This window comes from Methanosphaera cuniculi (assembly GCF_003149675.1).
Classification (GTDB): domain Archaea; phylum Methanobacteriota; class Methanobacteria; order Methanobacteriales; family Methanobacteriaceae; genus Methanosphaera; species Methanosphaera cuniculi.
In genome coordinates this window covers 11,904-31,172 of the sequence record NZ_LWMS01000048.1, presented here as the reverse complement: position 1 = coordinate 31,172, position 19,269 = coordinate 11,904, and the positions used below count along the sequence as shown (strand labels likewise).

Sequence of the window (19,269 nt, the reverse complement as noted above, 5' to 3'; positions counted from 1 at the left end):
GAATAGATAATGGTATTAATCATAGATCCACAAGTTTCAGGAGTAGCAGGAAACATGTTCATAGGAGCATTCATAGATCTTGGAGCAAACCAGGAAAAAATAGTTGAAGTAATTAAAACCTATGGTGAATACTTTGGAAAAATTGATGTTAAAATAGAAAAAAAACTAAAAGCAGGAATAATGACAACATATGCACAGATCAAAGCTGAAGATAACAATAAAGCACGTCATTATCATGATATTATAGAAAATCTTGATATGATCACACAAAAACATTACCCGGAGAATGAAAAGATACATAAAACAATACAACTTACAAAGAAAATATTTAAAACAATAGCTGATGCAGAATGTAAGGCACATAACATGAGTATTGATAAAATACATTTTCATGAAGTAGGAAATGCAGATGCTGTATGTGATGTGATAGGATCAGCATATGCTTATTATGATCTTAAACTTGATGATGAAAAAATATACTCATTACCTGTTGCAACAGGATATGGATCTGTAAATACACAACATGGAATACTACCAGTACCAGCACCAGCAGTAGCAAATATACTCTCACACACACCAGTACATACAGGTGAAGCTGAATGTGAACTTGCAACACCAACAGGTTCAGCAATACTTGTTAATATAACAGATGAATACATAGAATCCACACCTACAATAGTAGATATGAAGATTGGATATGGAGCAGGAGCTAAAGATCTTAAAATACTAAATGCACTAAGATTAATACATGCTACTAGTATGACACCAAAAGATACAATCACAGTACTTGAAACAAATGTTGATACACTAACAGGTGAAGTTCTTGGAAGCTTATTTGATACAATGCTAAGTGAAGGTGCACGAGATATAAGTATAACACCAACAATCATGAAAAAAAACAGACCAGGACATATAATTAAAATAATTTGTAAAAATAAGGATGCAGAACACTTATGTGATGTTTTAATTAAACATACAGGAACACTGGGTGTACGAATAATACCAACACTACACCGCTCAGCAATAACACGAAAAAATGTAGAAAGTAAAATCACAATAGAAGATAAAACATATCCTGTAAATTTCAAGATAGGATATACAGATGATAAAATAATAAAATGTACACCTGAATATGAAGATATTAAAAAAATATCAAAAATCACAAATCTTACAATACAACAACTAACAACCCTGGCAATAAAACAATATGAAGGAGAAGAATAAATGTCAAAACCTAAAGCAATATCAGTACTCTCAGGAGGACTAGATTGTACAGTAGCAACATCCATATATAGTGATAAATATGATATTACAGCTATAACATTTAACTATGGACAACAAAGCTTCGATCGTGAAGTTAAAGCAGCAAAAAAGGTATGTGAAAAACTAGAAATGGAACATATCATAATAGATCTACCATGGCTTAAAGAAATAAGTAACTCATCACTAACAACAGATGATGAAATACCAACACCAACAGATGAAGATCTAGATAACATAGAAGTTGCACAACAAACTGCAAAATCAGTATGGGTTCCAGCACGAAACACAGTATTTTGCTCAATAGCATTAGCATATGCAGAAGCTATGGGTGCAAAGATTATAATTGTAGGATGGGATTATGAAGAAGCAATAACATTCCCTGATAACTCAAAAGAATACCTTGATGCATTTAATAAAACAATAGAATATGGATCTTTTGACTCTATACAAATAAAAGCACCATTAATTAACCTTGATAAAGATGATATCGTAAGAACTGGAATTGAGTATAATGCACCAATTGAAGATAGTTACTCATGCTACACTGGAAGTGAATTACATTGTGGAGTATGTGAATCATGTAAAAGACGAAGACGAGCATTTGAAAAACTAAAAATTGAAGATCCAACAGAATATGAAAACTAATATAACCACTCTCCCCACTTTTTTAAATCATCACCCCTTTCTTATAATTTTTATACGTTAAAACTAAAAATTGAATTAAAAAAAAAGGATGCATAAAAAAATGAAACCATACACTCTAACAACCCTACGTAAAACCCTTAGTACAGATGAATTTTATGATAAATATAATAACTATGAAAAAACACAAGGATTTTGTCGTGAATGTTTTAACTACAACCAGAACTACTCCTGTTCACCTCTAGATATCAACATTCAAGAATATATAACAAGTTTTGATAATGTGGATATTATAATAACAAAACTTGACTTTACAAAAGATGTTTATAATAAGAAATATTCACAAGATGAACTTAATAGTATCATTAATGATACATTTATGAAAGAAAAAAGCAATATTAAACAAAAACTACTAGATGAAGAAAAAAACTATTTACGATCTGAAAGTATTACAGGACCATGTACATACTGTAAAGAAGATTTTAAAAATGAATTTAAAACACAAGTTGATTGTAAAAATAAGTTTGATAAATGTCTTCATCCCGAACATAGACGATATTCACTCTCAGCACTAGGCTTTGATTCAGAATTAATTTTAGATGACTTATTTGATATTGAGTTAATTCTTATTAAACCAGGCACATTACCACGTTATATGAATAATGTATCTGCTATATTATATGATTAAAAAATAGTATGTTGAAAAAAAATATGTGTCAAATTATGACATATGTAGAATAATATAGTTTATTTCATTTTATTTTATTTTTTTTATTATTATATAAATTTTTAAAATCTTACCTCTTTTTTTTAAATAATTAAAATATCTGCTAAAAATGATAAAAAACTAGTATTGTTAAATGTTGAAAAATATGAAGTTATATATTTTTATGACACCATAACACATTTTTTTAGATAATAAATTATGAGCAATGAGGATTTGTAATACTGTAATACATCATAATGTAATACTGTAATACATTTCTTAGATATATGTTTTTTATTATTATATAAATAAATAATTATTATTATTAGATAACACAGTAAATACAAATTTCCAATATGAAATTGTTAAAATTATGATAAAAATTAGCATTGATGTTAAAAAATGTAAGATCACATATTTGTAATACTGTAATACATCATAATGTAATACTGTAATACATTTTTCAGATATATGTTTTTTTATTTAATATTATAAGAAAAAAAAGAGTTTAGGTGGTTAAAAAGGAGAGTATTTAATTTTATGAAGTAATTTATTTTATTACCATAAGTACTTCATCTTTTTCTACTGTATCTCCTTCTGATATGAAGATATCTGTTACTTCTCCTGCTTTATCGGATTTTACATCATTTTCCATTTTCATAGCTTCTAGTACTGCTACTGTATCTCCGATTTCTACTTTATCTCCTTTGTTTACTTTGAGTTTTACAATCATTCCTTGCATTGCTGCTTGAAGTCCACCTTCAACTGATCCTTTGATTTTCTCAGATGCTGGTTCCATTTCCATGTATCCTGTTGGAAGTACTTTTACATTAAATGTTTCTCCATCTACTTCTACATCATATGATGTTGGTATGGATGTTGGTGCATATTCTATTTTGTTTGGTTCTGGTATTTCTTCAGCTACAGCTTCACCTTTTAGGAATTTTTCTGCTACTGTTGGATAAAGTACGTATGTTAGAAGATCTTCTTCTTTATTCATTAGTTTTTCATCTTCAAGTTTTTTACGTGCTTCTGGAAGTTCAGGTTCAAGTAAGTCTGCTGGTCTTCCTGTTACAGGTTCTTCATCACCATTTGCTTTTTTATATAAGTCTTGGTTTATTGGTGCTGGTGGTTTTCCGTATAATCCACGTAGATAATCTTTTACTTCTTTTGTGATGTTTGAGTATCTTTCACCTGTTAGTACATTCATTACAGCTTGTACTCCTACAATTTGACTTGTTGGTGTTACAAGTGGTGGGTATCCAAGGTCTTCTCGTACTTTTGGTATTTCATCTAGTACATCATCATATTTATCTATAGCATCTTGTTGTTTTAGTTGTGATACAAGATTTGATAGCATTCCACCAGGTACTTGATAGAGTAGTACATCTGCATCTACTTTTGATGATAGTGGATCAAGTAATGCTTTGTATTTTTCATCTAGTTCTACAAAGTATTCTTTTACAGGTGTTAAACTTTCAAGATTTATTCCTGTGTCATATTTTGTTCCTTGTAGTGCTGCTACTACACTTTCTGTTGGTGGTTGTGATGTTCCACCTGAAAATGGTGATATTGCAGTATCAAGCATGTCTACTCCAGCTTCTATTGCTGCTTCATAGCTCATGAGTGTCATTCCACTAGTACAGTGACTGTGTAAGTTTACATCAAGACTTACTTCATCTTTTAGTGCTGTGATTAGATCACGTGCCATTGATGGTGTTATAAGTCCTGCCATATCTTTTATTGTTATTGCATCACAATCTAATTCTTCTAGTTGTTTTGCAAATTCTACATATGTATCTATTGTATGTACTGGGCTTATTGTGTAGCTTATTGTTCCTTGTACATATCCACCTACATCTTTTGCTGTTTTTATTGCTGTTTGCATGTTTCTAATATCATTTAGTGCATCAAATATTCTAAAGATATCTACTCCATTTTCATATGATTTTGCTACAAATTCTTCTACTACATCATCTGCGTAGTGTTTGTATCCTACTAGGTTTTGTCCTCTTAGTAGCATTTGTATTGGAGTGTTTTTTAGGTTTTCTTTAAATACTCTGAGTCTTTCCCATGGATCTTCATTTAGGAATCTGATACATGTATCAAAGGTTGCTCCTCCCCATGCTTCTAGTGAAAAATAGCCTACTTTATCCATATCTTGAAGGATTGGCACCATATCTTCTGTTCTCATTCTTGTTGCGATTAATGATTGGTGAGCATCACGTAAGGCTGTTTCGATTATTTTTACTTTTGCCATTACAACACCTACTGTTATTTTTTTTGTTAAAAAAGTTTTTTTTATAAAAAGAATTCCTTTTATATTTTTTTATCTCTTTTGAGGGGGGATATTCTACTTTTTTTATACTTATTTTTTTTTATTATGTAATTTTATACTTTTTTTCGCGTCATTTATTTTTTTGTGTAAAAATTTTTATATTAACTTAATATCCCATTATTCTTTTTATTCATTATTTTATAATCTATTTATATAATTTGTTTAAAGTAATATACCTATTTTTCTATTTATTATAAAAATTATTCAAAAAATTATTTTATATAAAAAAATAGTAGTTAAATCTAAAAAAAAGAGAAGTACTTATTTTATTTAATAATAATAATATTAATAGAAAAATTAGTGTTATTTTTTTATGAAAATTAAATATTTTTAAAAAAAAGAAATTTTTAGTATTTATAAAATAAAAGTAATAATTATAAGACCTTTTGATACTACTTTAAAAAAAATGGTTTAAAAGATAAGAATTATTTCATCTTATCTATTTTAATCTTTGACGTGTTGTAGGTTTTTTATTTTGCCAACTGTATCTTCTTAGTCTTTTGGATCTTCCAAAACCACATGAAGCACAGAACTTTTTAGTTGCATTGTATGCGTTTCTACCACATCTTCTACATCTTACGTGATTGATTTTATTACGTTTCCCAAATGATGGTGTTCCTTTCACAGTATCTCCTCCAATATAATTAATAAAAATAAATAATTATTATAAATAAAACCTTTTTAATTAAAAAAAGGTATAAAAAAAGAGAATAAGACTAAAATCTTATTCCTTAGATATACGATCGTTTATATCTCCAAATAAATCTTATTTATGTTAATAAAAATAATAAATAAGAAAGTTCTTTTTTAATAAGGACGATTAATTCTAAAGAAATGTCCTTTAACTAATTATCCTGGTGATATGTAGACTATGTTATCTCCACGAACTAAAACAACACCTAATCGGCGTTCGGATTCTCCATCTTTTAGTTCTTCTGCGTCGTTTATTACTAAATTCATGTGCATATCAAAGCTTTGTAAAACTCCTCTGAATTCTTTTCCACCTTTAAGGTTGATAAGAACTTGTGAATTTAAAGCTTGTCCTAACGCATCTAGAGGTCTAGATGTATTGTTACTATTTTTTTGGTCGTTCACTATTAATCACCTTATCAATAATATATATCTATTATATGTTTTGAATTATATTTAAATGTATCTATTTAATACTTTATAATATAAAAATATTACTATTTTTTTTATTGCATGCATATAAAAATCCAAAAAACATAAAATAATGATTTAATGTATTATACTACTATTTATATATAAATAACATAATAAACTTTTATACTATAAAAACTATAAAAAAAATAATTATCAAAAGAAAAAAAAATTTACAAATAAGTGCGTGAGATAATAATGAAAACTAAAAAAAGAAACTTTCTAAAAAATAAAAAAATAAAAGAAATTAAAAATCAACTTGGAATATATGAAAACATAATACCAAAAAAATCACAAGTAGAATATATAAAAGTAGAAGACATGCCAGACATCTACCTAATAGATGGTGAACCACTACTAATGCAAACAGAAGATAAAATAATCCCAACACTAAAAGCAATACTAAATCAAAAGACAATCGAAAATGAAGTAGTAGTTGATATGGGAGCAATAAACTTTGTAATAAAAGGAGCAGACATCATGTCACCAGGAATAGTAGATGCACAAGACACAATTACAGAAGGTGACACAGTAGTAATAGTCGATGAACAACACCATAAACCACTAGCAATAGGAACAGCACTAATTACAGGACCTGAAATGGTAGAAAACAACAAAGGAAAAGCTATAAAAAACCTCCATTATGTAGGAGATCCAATCTGGACACTAGAAATATAGGAGTGTGTTTATTAAACTATGAAAAACAAAAACAATATAAAACTAAAATATAACTCAGGAAATGTAATATCCCAAGAAGTCCATAAAATAGGAATAATAGCACTAGGATCACACAGAGAAAACCATGGAACAGCATTACCAATAGATACAGACTCAAAAATAGCAGCAACTGTAGCATTAAATGTATCAATAAAAACAGGTGCAACATTTCTAGGAATATTCTATGGAGCAACAGAATATGACTATGTAAAACATGGAATTCACCTAGATAAAGATGAACTTATAGATGATCAGATAATACCACAACTAAAAAATATACGCGACATGCTAGATATAAAAACAGTAATAATCGTAAATGGACATGGTGGAAACAATCAAATAATAGATAGTCTCAAATATATTGCAGATGAAACACAACTTCAAATAATATTTAACAATTCAATCATTGAAAATGAAGGACCACATGCATGTACTGGTGAATTATCAATGGGAAAAGTTCTTGGAATAATTGATGATACAATGATAGAAGAACATACTAATTTTGATCTAAATCCAGAAGTGGGAATGGTAGGATTAAAAGAAGCACGTGAAAATGAGCCCTTAATAGATGAAGAAGCACAAATTGTGGAAGCTGAGGGCATCATGATAGATGAAGAACTCGGACTTAATCTTCTAAATAAAGCACAAGAAGATATAATAGATGTAATAAAAAGACTAATTTAAAATTAAAGTTAATTAGCCCATTTTTTTTATTACTCTACTTTTTTTTTATTTATTTTCCTCGTTCTATTTTTTTAATTAAACTTTTTGTAAAATTACTAGTTTTCTTATTATTAAATGCTAAAGCAATACGTGATATTGCATCAAGTGTACGAATTACTTGATCAAGCCATGTGAAAATATCACCAGGATAGATGTGAATATCATAGTTTGTCATAAAATACTTACTTATACGATCAGGACTCCACCCATTAAGACGTTGATGTATTATCTTATCAGATATATTTACCTCAAAACAGTTACAGAAAGGTTTTTCTTTACAACTACAAGATAAGAAATCCATCTGTAATGTGATGAGTTTATCAGCATATTGTGGGTCAAGTTTTGCAATAACCTCACCTGTTGTAATAATATCACGAGTTGAATCAGCAAAAAGCCTTGAACTTACATTAGTTTTAAGAATACTTGAAAGTCTATTAATTATCCTGTTAGCTAGATATGCACTTTCAAAAGGTTCAATATTTTCAACTGTAATAAGTGGATGTTGCTTAAGATGAGTTCTAATATATTCAGCCTTATATATCTTAAGAAATGACATTGAAACTGCTCTACCATAACGTGTGGGATGATAAAGTTGTTTATCATTTTTTGAATGTTGTATTAATTTAACATCTACTAATTTATCCATCACTTCATCAAATAGTATTGGAGCTTCAATGTTAGTATAACGTTTTTTAAGATCATCAACACTTATATTCTGCATAGCTGAAATATCAGCAAGTACTTGTTCATAAAGATCATCTTCTGTATATTCAACATTAATATTATCAACATCACTATCAAGCAAATCAATTGCAATACGTTCTTCAGATACCCCATCAAATTCCTTGTTAAGTTCTGGTATCAGGTATACTCGTCCTATATCATGATATGTTGGTCGTCCTGCACGTCCTATCATCTGTGAAAATTCATTATTTGTAAGCCAATCATTACCCATACGTAGTGTTTCAAATAATACCTGTGATGCTGGGAAATCCACACCAGCTGCTAGTGCTGCTGTTGTTACAACTGTTGATATCTTCTGAGCTGCAAAGTCTTTTTCTATTTTTACTTTCTTTGCATATGATAAACCTGCATGATATGCTGCTGTAGTTATTCCCTTTTTTTCTACACTTTGTGCTATCTGGTGTGTTTTACGACGGGAATTTGTAAATATAATAGTTTGTCCTCTAAACCCTTTAGATGATTTTCTATCATATTCTTTTTTAGCAAGTTCTGCAAGTAAGTTACGTTTTTCATACTCAGATTTTGCAAATATAAGATGACGTTCTAGTGGTACTGGTCTTTCTTTATATTCAACTAGATTCATATTAAAATCACTAGCTATTTGTTTTGGATTTTTAATAGTAGCTGAAAGACCTATAAGCTGTGCTTTTGGAAACATTGAAATAAGACGTTGAACAAGTCCATTAAGTCTTGGACCTCTTTCTTCTGCATCAAGCATGTGAATTTCATCAATTACAACACATCCAAGATTTTTAAGTTGATTTGAATGACCTGCTCTTAGCATAAAGTCAAGTCCTTCATATGTTGCAACAATAATATCAGCATCTTTTACTGACTTATTTTTAAGAGTTAATTCACCTTTAGCTTTCACACGATTTGACCCTACCTTTATTGCAACTTTAAGTCCAAGCTTTGAATACTGTGCCTTAAAATCACGATATTTCTGGTTTGCAAGTGCAACTAGTGGTGTGATATAAATGAATTTCTGTTTTCTCATTGCTTTAGGAATTCCAGCAAGTTCTCCAACTAATGTTTTACCAGAAGCAGTTGCTGATACAACAAGCTGATTTTCACCACTTAGTAATCCTGCATTAAGAGATAGTATCTGTACAGGAAGCAAGTGTTTTACACGTTTGCTTAATATATTTTTAAATTTATTTGGAAGTTTAAGTTGTTTAACAGATATTTTTGGATAATTCTTCTTTTTTACCCGTATCTTATCATATATTGTAAGTTTATCATGCTTAATTGGATTAAACTTAGGATCAAACATACTAAGAACTTTTTCAAGATTATGAGTTTCATCAAGAAGCTTCTTAAAACGAGGATAAGACACACTACTATAACCACGTAAATCCATCACACGCTTAATTTCTTTTTCTGCACAATTTTTACAGATATACTCATCATATAACTTATATGAATCATCCTTCCTAAGGAGTGTAATATATCCATCAAATGTACAATGACGACAAATATTAGCATACTGATATGCAATATTAAGAGAATTTAACATCTCTTCAAGTTCCTCATCTTTAGTTGCTAATAAAATCTTCTGTTTACGTAAAATCTTAATAAGTTCCTTAGGAGATTTAAAAGTTTCAACATTATCCTGGCGTATAATAAAACGTTGTGGTCTAATCTTACCATCAACATCAACTAACTTAAAATAGCCAAAAAACAATGGTTCACGTCTATGATTTAAAGCACCTTTAGGAGATCCAATAGGATAAACCTCAATTACCTTCTTATTACGTCTTAAAATTATCATATTATCATTATATAAAAAAAATAAATTTTCCTTAAAAATTATGTTCTCTTTTCTAAAAAATTTATTATAATTAAATTGTTTTATTATTCTATTTATATTCTATAAATTAAATTTTATAATTTCTAACTTTTATCTTTTACAATATATAATACTTTATCTAAAACTAAGATATTTTATAAAACATAAATTATAATCTTAGAAAAATGAAAAAATAATATATAGAAAAAAAAATGACTGATTAAAAATAATAATGAGGTTTTAAAAATAATGAAAGTTGAATTTGAAAATGAACTGAAATATACTGATCTTCTATTACCTACATTAGAAATTCTTTCTGATAATAAAAATAAAACAGAAAATGAAATAATAAACATTTTTCAGGAAAATGAGAGATTTAGAAAATATAATCCAAATAGTATTGTTCAAGAAACTACAGATGCTCTTTTTTATATTTCTAAAACAAATTATGTAAGCTATAATAACAATAATCAATTTCAAATTACTAAAGATGGATTAATCTTTATGAATGATCTTGATCATGAAAAAAACAAAATTCTGAAAAGAAATAAACCTCAACATGAAATAGAAGAAGCAATTATAAAAAAAGAAAACACCTACAGAAATAAAATAATTAAAAAAATTGATAATTATTACAATATTCCTTCAAGACAATTTTTTTATAAAGTTATATTAGATTATCTTAACGAAAATCCAAATCATGCTTTTAATAGAAAAAATATGAATTTAGATATTTTATCAAAATTAAATTATTCTGATGAAGAAATGGGTGTTTTAACTAGAGGAAAAACAATTTCATTATATGTTAGACTAAACTTTGCTGTTGCTTATCTTAAAAATATAAAATTTATTTCAAATGATAAAAATGGAGAATATTATGTAACACAAAAAGGTTTAGAATATATTGATAATCCTGACCTCATTAACATTGTAGAGAAAGAATATAAAAATAAAAATAAGTCTAATGATAAGAATAAAGATAAAAAATCAGTCATCTCAACTAAAATAGAAAAGGAAGATAAAAAATTAATAAATCAACCGGAAAATAATTTTTTAAATTCTAAAGAGGAAGAAGATAATAAAAGCAGTCAATCACTTTCAGAAAAATTATCATCTAAAGTGAAATCATGTAATCCAAGATTTTTTGAAAAGATTGTATATGATTTACTAATGAAAATGGATTATAGTGGAATTACTCCCAATCATGGAGAACTTACTCCTAAAACTCATGATAATGGAATTGATGGAATAATATATCTAGGACGTCTTAATACAAATCCTATATATTTTCAGGCAAAAAGATGGAATAACAATGTTCAAAAACCTGAAATTCATAAATTTATAGGAGCTTTATATGAAAAATCAGCAAATACAGGTATTTTCATAACAACATCTGATTTTTCAACTGGTGCAAAAGAATTAGCAAAATCTGCAAATATTGAATTAATTAATGGAAAAGAACTTGTTAATTTTATGATTGAATTTAAAATAGGAACAAAAACAATAGAAGTTGTTGATGAAGAATATTTTGAATAATAAATCTGAAATAAATATTTTAGAGGAAAGGAGATTAGAAAAAAATGAAAACTGAATTTAATGATGAGTTAAAATATGTTGATCTTCTCTTACCAACATTAAAACTTCTAGGTAATGAAACAAAAACAGAAAACGAACTTATAGAAATACTTAAAAATGATAAATATCGTTCATATAATAAACAAACAATTACAGATGAACTAGAAAATACATTAGATTATCTTCAAAAAACGGAATATATTAACCAAAATAATGATGATCAATACCAGATAACAACTACAGGTTCTAATTTTATTGAAAATCTTTATCATGAAGAAAATAAAATCATGAAAAAAGACATACGTTATGAAGAAAAACAAAAAAGACTCATAAAAAATGAAAATGCACAACTAAATAAAATTATTCAAAAAATAAATCAGTATTATAATGTTCCTACAAGACAAGATTTCTATAAACTTACATTAGAATATCTTAAAGAAAATCCAAATCATCACTTAAATAGAAAAAATATGCAAAAAGACATCATTTTAAGTAATTATCCACCTGAAATATTAAGTATTATAACAGCAAAAAAAGGAATTGTTGTATATTCACGAGTAGATTTCGCAGTTTATTATCTATTCCATACAAATTACATAACTAAGAAAGGAAAAGAATACTTTATAACAAATAAAGGACTTGAAAATATAGATAATCCTAATTTAGCTGATATTGTAGAAAAAGAATATGAAGAATATGAAAAATCTAAAAATTCAAAATCTGATAAAACACAAACCATAGATGATAAAAAAAATAATGAATTTAAAACCATATTTAAAGATGAAATAACCTACCTTGATCTTATAATACCTGTAATTAATATTATTAATGAAAATACAATAGGTGAGAATCTTCTTTTTGAAAAAACTAGAAGTATTGATAAATTTAAAAAATATGATGATGATTTAATTTTAAAAAAGATTAGAAAAACAATATTTTACATAACACAACTTAACTATACAGCTCCTACTATTAATAATGAAATAAAAATAACACAAAAAGGTATTGAGTATCAAAATGAACTTAACAAAAAAATACAGAAAATCAGACAAAAAGATCTTACACCAGATGAACTTAATAAACAAATCATAAAAACTCAGAAAAGGTATACAAATAAAATAAATCGAGAACTAGTTAAAAAGTATGATATTCCATCAACTAACATGCTTTATTATGATCTTCTTAGTTTTATAAAAAATAATCCATATAATACTCCTACAAAAAATAAAAATGTAGTAGTTGATTTTATTAAATCACAAAATTACTCAGATGAACAACTAGGTATTTTAACAATAGGAATAAAAGAGATCATGGTTAATTCAAGAGCAACTATAGCACATATTGACCTTAAAAATACAGGACTAGTTGAAGAGACAAATGATCATAAATTCCACATAACACAAAAAGGACTAGAATATCTTAATGATGAAAATCTCATTGATATGATAAATTCAGATCTTAAAGAATACTGGGACAATTATAGAAAGAAAAATAAAAACACATTAAAAAGAAAAAAAGATGAATTAACCTATATTGAACTTATAATACCTGTTTTAAGAGAACTTAAGAATTCTTCAAAAACATCAGATGAACTTAATAAGTTTATAGAAAATGATACTGCATTTAAAGATTATCCTGTAAATAGTATTCCAGTTGAAGTTGAAAATACATTATTTTATCTTCAAAAAATAGGATACATTGAAGTTATTGATAATCAACTTCAACTTACAGAAGATGCAATAGATTTCCTAGATACATTTCAAGATGAACTTATACAAATTGATAAAAAAAATCTTAATGATACAGATAAACAAAAAGAAGTAATAAAAGCTAATAAACGAAATATAAGTCGTGTGAATGATAAAATTAAAGAAGAATTTAATATTCCAAAACAACCATTCTTCTATAAAGATATTCTTGAATATATACGTGATAATCCTGAATCTATTAAAGGTAGAGAACAACTAACAGAGGAATTTATCAATCAAAAATATAACTTTACTGATAAACAAATGCAAGTATTACTAGGTACTTGTGGTGGAGAAAAATATAGTACTATAATATCACGAGCATATCATTCTATTGGAAATTTAAAAGTTGCAGAATATATAGAAGAAACTAGTGATAAAAAATTCCACATAACACAAAAAGGATTAGAAAATATAGAAAGACCAGATCTAGGTAAACATGTGAGAAAAATAGTAAATAAGGATGAAAATATAAAACTTCCTAGTTTATCTGAAAATAATGAACTTAACTCATTTAATATCTACTTAAACCTAATTCTACGTATCTTAAGTAACAAATTACCATATAAAAAAAGTATAATTACAAATAATATAATTAATCTTATGATACCAGGTAATGAAAGTCAAGAAACTATCAACTTATTTAGAAAAGAAGTTGAAAAAACAACCTATCATATGCTACAAGATGAACTTATAACACATGCACCAAAAACAGGATACTATAAAATTACACAAAAAGGACTCAATTTAATTAATAGTAGTAATATTAAAAATTTAAAAACAGAAGAAGTTAAAGATGAAAATCCTGAAGAAACATTAGATAAAAAATTAACAGTAAGACCTGAAGAACCAATAAACATACCAAAACAAGTAAAATCAGATCCACTAGATGTGTTTAATAGATCATATAATAAAATAAATAAAACACTTCCTAAAAAACTTCTTAAAAAAGTTCAAAATTGTGATCCATACTTTTTTGAAAAACTATCATTAGATCTTCTTAAAAAAATGGACTTCTATAAAGTTAAAACAATACATGGAGAAGTAACCTCTAAGTCAAATGATGGAGGAGTAGATGGAGTAATCTATCTTGACCCATTAAGTATAAAGCCTGTATACTTCCAATCTAAAAGATGGAAAGGTTCAATATCAAGACCTGAAATGCAAAAATTTGTAGGAGCATTATATGATAAATCAGCAGATACAGGAATATTTATAACAACATCAAACTTTACAAAAGGAGCATGTGATAGTGCAAAAACAGCAAATATTAAACTTATTGATGGAGAAAAACTTGTAGAATTAATGATAGAATACAAAGTAGGAATAAAAACACAAGAATATAACATTGATATGATAGATGAAGAATACTTCAAAAAGGAGAATGAAGGATGAAACCTGACTTTGATAATACATTAACCTATATTGAACTTATAATACCTGTTCTAGGTGAACTTGAACTTGTAAACTGGACATCTGATGATCTTTTCATAATACTTAAAGAAAATAAGTTATTTGAAAAATATTCCAATGAAGATCTTCTTATGCAAGTTCAAAAAACTCTTAAATACCTACAAAAATCTGGATTTGTTGAACTTGAAAATGATGAATTTCAAATTACACCATGGGCTATAGATATTTTAAATTCTATTAAAGATGAAAAAAATCAAATTAATGAAGATGACCCATCATATAACTCTAAAATAAGAGATATTGATATAAAATATACAAAACAAATCAACACACAAATTAAAAAAGCATATGAAATACCAAATCAACAATTCTTCTATAAAGATATTCTAGATTATCTTTATCATCATCCAAGCAGTAAAACAAGAATTCAGATAATAAAAACTATGGTAGATGAGAAGTATAATTTTACAGAAGATCAACTAGGAGTTCTTATTGGAATTATTAATGGAAGTAAAAATTCAGCTATCATCAATCGTTTATATCATGCATTTGAAAAACTACAAAACGATGGATTAATTAAAAAAGAAAAAAATCTGTATAAAATAATAAAATCAAAAAAAGAACACCAAAGTAGTAAAAAACCAAAAATAAAACAAACACAAGACATTAAAACTGTAAAAAAACCAGTTAAAATAGAAGATAACAACAATACAATCAATGAAGATATTCCAAATGTAGCTACATTTAACATGTATTGTGAAATGATATTTAAAATTCTAAGTAACAACTACTCATCAGACATTAACACAATAACACAAAACATACTAAATATAATAATGCCAGATAACTATGATAAATCCGTATTTGAACTATTTAAAAACCAAGTACATAAAATACTAAAACAAATGCTACAAAAACAACTCATAATCAAAAATAAAGATGATAACTATGAAATAACAGAAAATGGATTCATACAACTAAACCAGGATACAACACCAAAAAAACCCCACTTCAAAACACAAACCAAACCTGAAAATCCACTAACAATATTTAACAAAACATACAAACAAAACAACCAATCACTACCTGCAAAACTTTTAGAAAAAGTTAAAACATGCAACCCATACTTCTTTGAAAAACTATCATTAGACTTGCTAAATAAAATGGAATTCTACAAAGTCAAATCATTTAAAGGAGAACTAACAGCAAAATCAAATGACGGAGGAGTAGATGGACTAATATACCTAGATCCACTAAGCATAAAACCAGTCTACTTCCAATCCAAAAGATGGAAAAACAACATATCAAGACCAGAAATGCAAAAATTCGTAGGAGCATTAAATGACAAATTAGCAGATACAGGAATATACATAACAACATCAAGCTTTACAAAAGGAGCAATAGAAACAGCAAAAACAGCAAACATCAGACTAATAGATGGAAAAACCCTAATAAAACTAATGATAAAATACAAAGTAGGAATCAAAATACAAGAATATGAAATAAAGATGATAGATGAAGACTACTTTAAAGATTAAAAAAAAATACCCCTATGATGTGATAATATATGAATAAAAAATTCAAAATTCTAATTATAATATTAATCCTCATACTTATTCCTGTAATATATTTTACAGCTACTACACTATCAAATCAGATGGAACAAAATAACTTTTATGAAACTATTAAGAATGTAAGTAATGCTGAAAATAATTCAGATAAAGGAGCAGCTGAATTTATTCAAAATAATTCCGAATAATAATACTTTTTTAATGTATGATTGTAATCAAAGTATAAAAACTATGAATAATTCTATTAATACACTTAAAGATCTTAATAAATCACTGCATAATGAAACATTAAAAGAGTATGTTAACTTAGAAATTACTAGAATGGAAGATGAAAAAACTCATTGGAAAACTTTATATAAAGAGTATGAAGTTCTAGAAAATTATTATCATGGAAAAGCTCCATATTCTGAAAGTTATCAAAAAATTAAAGAACTTAATGATGAAGTAAATAAGACAGGAACTATTGTAGATCATGATAAAGAAAAAGCTGAAGAATTTCTAGAAGATCATCCAGATATTAAAAATAGATTTGAAAAACTAGGAATTGATGAAGATTTTATGATATTTGAAAGTGCAGAAATTGATCATAAAATTGGAGATAGTAAAAAATAATTCCTAACCTCCACCTTTTTTTTAAGTAAACTTTAATTATATTATTGTTTTATTCTCTTTTTTTATGCTTAAAATAATATATTATTAAGAAAATAATATGTTATATATAATTATTCAAATAAATGAAAAAAAAGTAAATTTATACATAATTAATTTATTTTATTAAAAAAAAAATTATATTCCAAAAAAAATATAGGATGTGAATTTATATGAACTCATATAATATGGGAGCTTCTACAAAACCCGGCTATGATATTGCAAATAAAAGTAGAGAAATTATTAAATCATTAATTGATGAAGATACTAAGAATTTAAGTTATGAAGAACGAGATATTGTAGAACGTGTTGTTCATTCTACAGCAGATCCTGAATATGCAAAACTTGTTAAAATTTCACCATCTTTTGTAAATACTGCCCTTACATGTTTTGATAATAATGAAGATATTTTAACAGATATTAACATGGTAAAATCTGGTATTACACGTTATGATGGTAATGTAATGTGTTATATTCGTGATGAACGTGCTGTTAAACTTGCAAAAAAAGAGGAAATTACCCGTTCTGCAGCTGCTATGCGTGTTGCAGCAGAAGATGGATTTAAAGGAATTGTTGCTATTGGTAATGCTCCAACAGCTCTTTTTGAAGTTATGAATCTTGTTGAGGAAGGTCAAATGGATGCACGTGCTGTTGTAGGTGTACCTGTAGGATTTGTTGGTGCTGCTGATTCTAAAGCTGCACTTAGTCAAACTGATATTCCATATGTTATAACAGAAGGACCTAAAGGTGGAACACCTATTGCTGTAGCTGTGGTTAATTCATTACTTAACATAAGAAAATAAAATTAGGAAAAATAAAAAAAAGGTTGAATATGTGATATATTATGAATCGTGAAAGATCAAAACAATTATATGAAGAATCAGTGAACTACTTACCAGGAGGTGTAAATTCACCTGTACGTGCATATAAGCCATACCCATTTTTTGCTAAAAAAGCAAAAGGATCTAAAATATATGATGTAGATGAAAATGAATACATAGACTATTGTCTTGGATATGGTCCTGTTGTATTTGGACATGCAAATGAACAAATCATAAAAGATGCAACCAATCAACTAAAACTTGGTACAGATTATGGTGTACCATCACAAAAAGAACTTGAACTTGCACAAGAAGTAGTAGAACGTGTACCATGTGCTGAAATGGTAAGATTTACAAACTCAGGAACTGAAGCTACAATGAGTGCAATAAGACTTGCACGTGGAGTAACAAATCGTAAGAAAATAATCAAATTTGAAGGAGCATATCATGGAGCACATGATGCAGTACTAGTTAAGTCAGGATCAGGTGCAATAGGAAAACCAGATTCACCAGGAATACCAGAAGAAAGTACACGTAATACTCTTCTTGTACCATTTAATGATGAAGATGCACTAACACGTATGATAAATGATAATAAAGGTGAGATTGCATGTATTATTGTTGAACCTATCATGGGAAATATTGGATGTGTACCTCCAAAAGATGGATTCTTACAGTTTTTACGTGAGATTACAGAAGAAAATGATATTATTCTAATTTTTGATGAAGTAATTACAGGTTTTAGACTTAGTCGTGGAGGAGCTCAGGAATACTATGGTATTACACCTGATCTTGCTACATTTGGTAAAATTATTGGTGGAGGATTCCCAATTGGTGCTATATGTGGACGTCGTGAACTTATGGAACAATTTGCACCAAGTGGAGGAATATATCAGGCTGGTACATTTAGTGGAAATCCAATGTCAATAACAGGTGGACTCTCAGCATTCAAGATACTTGATATGAAAGCATATAAAACACTACATGATAGTGGAAAATACTTACGTAGTGGAATGAGTGATATTCTAGAAAAACTTGATATTAACTACCAGATAAATGGTGTTGAATCAATGACACAAATATACTTTACAGATGTTGATGTATATGATTATAAAACAGCACAAACATCAGATACTGAAGGTTTCCTTAAATATTTCCATGTACTTCTTGATAATGGAGTATTTATTGCACCATCACAATATGAATGTGCATTCTTATCAATACAACATACAAAAGAAGATATTGATAAAACACTAAATGCTATAGAAATTGCACTAAAAAAAGTAGTTAAAAAATAGAAAAAAAATATACTCACCTCCCCCATAAATTATTTTTTTTAAATTCCACACCACATTTTATAAATAATTGTTTTATTTTAATAAAGAAAATTTTTCCTCTCTAAATCATGAA

Annotated in this window: 16 protein-coding genes; 12 read left to right on the top strand and 4 right to left on the bottom strand. The window is 27.4% G+C overall.

Annotated elements, in window-relative coordinates; genetic code table 11:
* Window positions 1-9 precede the first annotated feature (9 nt).
* The 3 genes from larC (at window position 10) to MSCUN_RS08045 (ending at window position 2,593) form a co-directional block, all read left to right on the top strand.
* The gene (gene larC / locus MSCUN_RS08055; RefSeq protein ID WP_095609158.1) at window positions 10-1,224 is read left to right on the top strand and encodes a nickel pincer cofactor biosynthesis protein LarC; all 1,215 of its coding nucleotides are present in this window, start codon (window positions 10-12) and stop codon (window positions 1,222-1,224) included.
* Window positions 1,225-1,908 carry a 7-cyano-7-deazaguanine synthase QueC gene (gene queC / locus MSCUN_RS08050; protein WP_095609159.1) on the top strand — a complete coding sequence of 228 codons (684 nt, stop codon included), beginning with the start codon at window positions 1,225-1,227 and terminating at the stop codon, window positions 1,906-1,908.
* Window positions 1,909-2,008: 100 nt separating this feature from the next.
* Entirely contained in the window at window positions 2,009-2,593 is a 585-nt protein-coding gene (locus MSCUN_RS08045) for a DUF2284 domain-containing protein (protein WP_170104132.1), read from the top strand.
* Between the two features lie 568 nt (window positions 2,594-3,161).
* On the opposite strand, the gene oadA is transcribed toward MSCUN_RS08045, so the two are convergent.
* The 3 genes from oadA to MSCUN_RS08030 form a co-directional block, all read right to left on the bottom strand.
* Window positions 3,162-4,871, bottom strand: a complete 1,710-nt coding sequence (gene oadA, locus MSCUN_RS08040) for a sodium-extruding oxaloacetate decarboxylase subunit alpha (RefSeq protein ID WP_095609161.1) — start codon at window positions 4,869-4,871, stop codon at window positions 3,162-3,164.
* A gap of 517 nt (window positions 4,872-5,388) precedes the next feature.
* A complete protein-coding gene (locus MSCUN_RS08035) occupies window positions 5,389-5,574 on the bottom strand; it encodes a 50S ribosomal protein L37e (RefSeq protein WP_095609162.1) in 186 nt (61 codons plus the stop codon).
* A gap of 224 nt (window positions 5,575-5,798) precedes the next feature.
* Window positions 5,799-6,044, bottom strand: coding sequence for an LSm family protein (locus tag MSCUN_RS08030; RefSeq protein WP_095609163.1), 246 nt, complete (start codon window positions 6,042-6,044; stop codon window positions 5,799-5,801).
* Between the two features lie 258 nt (window positions 6,045-6,302).
* Between MSCUN_RS08030 and MSCUN_RS08025 the strand changes: the two genes are divergently transcribed.
* Window positions 6,303-6,788, top strand: coding sequence for an RNA-binding protein (locus MSCUN_RS08025; protein ID WP_211305563.1), 486 nt, complete (start codon window positions 6,303-6,305; stop codon window positions 6,786-6,788).
* Window positions 6,789-6,806: 18 nt separating this feature from the next.
* Window positions 6,807-7,511 (top strand): 2-amino-5-formylamino-6-ribosylaminopyrimidin-4(3H)-one 5'-monophosphate deformylase, encoded by a 705-nt coding sequence (gene arfB, locus MSCUN_RS08020; RefSeq protein ID WP_095609165.1) that lies wholly within the window; start codon window positions 6,807-6,809, stop codon window positions 7,509-7,511.
* Window positions 7,512-7,560: 49 nt separating this feature from the next.
* Here the strand turns inward: arfB and MSCUN_RS08015 are convergent, their stop codons facing one another.
* Window positions 7,561-10,065: a DUF5814 domain-containing protein gene (locus MSCUN_RS08015; RefSeq protein ID WP_095609166.1), complete on the bottom strand. Its 2,505-nt coding sequence runs from the start codon at window positions 10,063-10,065 to the stop codon at window positions 7,561-7,563.
* A gap of 267 nt (window positions 10,066-10,332) precedes the next feature.
* On the opposite strand from MSCUN_RS08015, the gene MSCUN_RS08010 reads away from it, so the two are divergent.
* From MSCUN_RS08010 to hemL, 7 genes are all read left to right on the top strand, one after another.
* Complete coding sequence (locus MSCUN_RS08010) at window positions 10,333-11,619, top strand: restriction endonuclease (RefSeq protein WP_095609167.1); 1,287 nt, start codon at window positions 10,333-10,335, stop codon at window positions 11,617-11,619.
* 44 nt (window positions 11,620-11,663) lie between these two features.
* On the top strand, window positions 11,664-14,801 hold the full coding sequence (locus MSCUN_RS08005) for a restriction endonuclease (protein ID WP_095609168.1): 3,138 nt from the start codon (window positions 11,664-11,666) through the stop codon (window positions 14,799-14,801).
* Window positions 14,798-16,357, top strand: a complete 1,560-nt coding sequence (locus MSCUN_RS08000; RefSeq protein WP_095609169.1) for a restriction endonuclease — start codon at window positions 14,798-14,800, stop codon at window positions 16,355-16,357. The genes MSCUN_RS08005 and MSCUN_RS08000 overlap by 4 nt, the downstream gene beginning before the upstream one ends.
* A 29-nt stretch (window positions 16,358-16,386) precedes the next feature.
* The gene (locus MSCUN_RS07995) at window positions 16,387-16,578 is read left to right on the top strand and encodes a hypothetical protein (RefSeq protein WP_095609170.1); all 192 of its coding nucleotides are present in this window, start codon (window positions 16,387-16,389) and stop codon (window positions 16,576-16,578) included.
* Window positions 16,579-16,591: 13 nt separating this feature from the next.
* On the top strand, window positions 16,592-17,002 hold the full coding sequence (locus tag MSCUN_RS07990) for a hypothetical protein (RefSeq protein WP_095609171.1): 411 nt from the start codon (window positions 16,592-16,594) through the stop codon (window positions 17,000-17,002).
* Window positions 17,003-17,211: 209 nt separating this feature from the next.
* Window positions 17,212-17,841, top strand: a complete 630-nt coding sequence (locus MSCUN_RS07985; protein ID WP_095609172.1) for a cobalt-precorrin-8 methylmutase — start codon at window positions 17,212-17,214, stop codon at window positions 17,839-17,841.
* A gap of 41 nt (window positions 17,842-17,882) precedes the next feature.
* Complete coding sequence (gene hemL, locus MSCUN_RS07980) at window positions 17,883-19,157, top strand: glutamate-1-semialdehyde 2,1-aminomutase (protein WP_095609173.1); 1,275 nt, start codon at window positions 17,883-17,885, stop codon at window positions 19,155-19,157.
* Window positions 19,158-19,269: the final 112 nt, after the last annotated feature.

Excerpts from the sequence above, each read along its gene's own strand:
- MSCUN_RS08010 (WP_095609167.1), top strand. The coding sequence starts at position 10,333 with ATGAAAGTTGAATTTGAAAATGAACTGAAATATACTGATCTTCTATTA.
- larC (WP_095609158.1), top strand. The coding sequence starts at position 10 with ATGGTATTAATCATAGATCCACAAGTTTCAGGAGTAGCAGGAAACATG.
- MSCUN_RS08005 (WP_095609168.1), top strand. The coding sequence starts at position 11,664 with ATGAAAACTGAATTTAATGATGAGTTAAAATATGTTGATCTTCTCTTA.
- MSCUN_RS07985 (WP_095609172.1), top strand. The coding sequence starts at position 17,212 with ATGAACTCATATAATATGGGAGCTTCTACAAAACCCGGCTATGATATT.
- queC (WP_095609159.1), top strand. The coding sequence starts at position 1,225 with ATGTCAAAACCTAAAGCAATATCAGTACTCTCAGGAGGACTAGATTGT.
- MSCUN_RS07995 (WP_095609170.1), top strand. The coding sequence starts at position 16,387 with ATGAATAAAAAATTCAAAATTCTAATTATAATATTAATCCTCATACTT.
- hemL (WP_095609173.1), top strand. The coding sequence starts at position 17,883 with ATGAATCGTGAAAGATCAAAACAATTATATGAAGAATCAGTGAACTAC.
- MSCUN_RS07990 (WP_095609171.1), top strand. The coding sequence starts at position 16,592 with ATGTATGATTGTAATCAAAGTATAAAAACTATGAATAATTCTATTAAT.
- arfB (WP_095609165.1), top strand. The coding sequence starts at position 6,807 with ATGAAAAACAAAAACAATATAAAACTAAAATATAACTCAGGAAATGTA.
- MSCUN_RS08045 (WP_170104132.1), top strand. The coding sequence starts at position 2,009 with ATGAAACCATACACTCTAACAACCCTACGTAAAACCCTTAGTACAGAT.
- oadA (WP_095609161.1), bottom strand. The coding sequence starts at position 4,871 with ATGGCAAAAGTAAAAATAATCGAAACAGCCTTACGTGATGCTCACCAA.
- MSCUN_RS08000 (WP_095609169.1), top strand. The coding sequence starts at position 14,798 with ATGAAACCTGACTTTGATAATACATTAACCTATATTGAACTTATAATA.
- MSCUN_RS08015 (WP_095609166.1), bottom strand. The coding sequence starts at position 10,065 with ATGATAATTTTAAGACGTAATAAGAAGGTAATTGAGGTTTATCCTATT.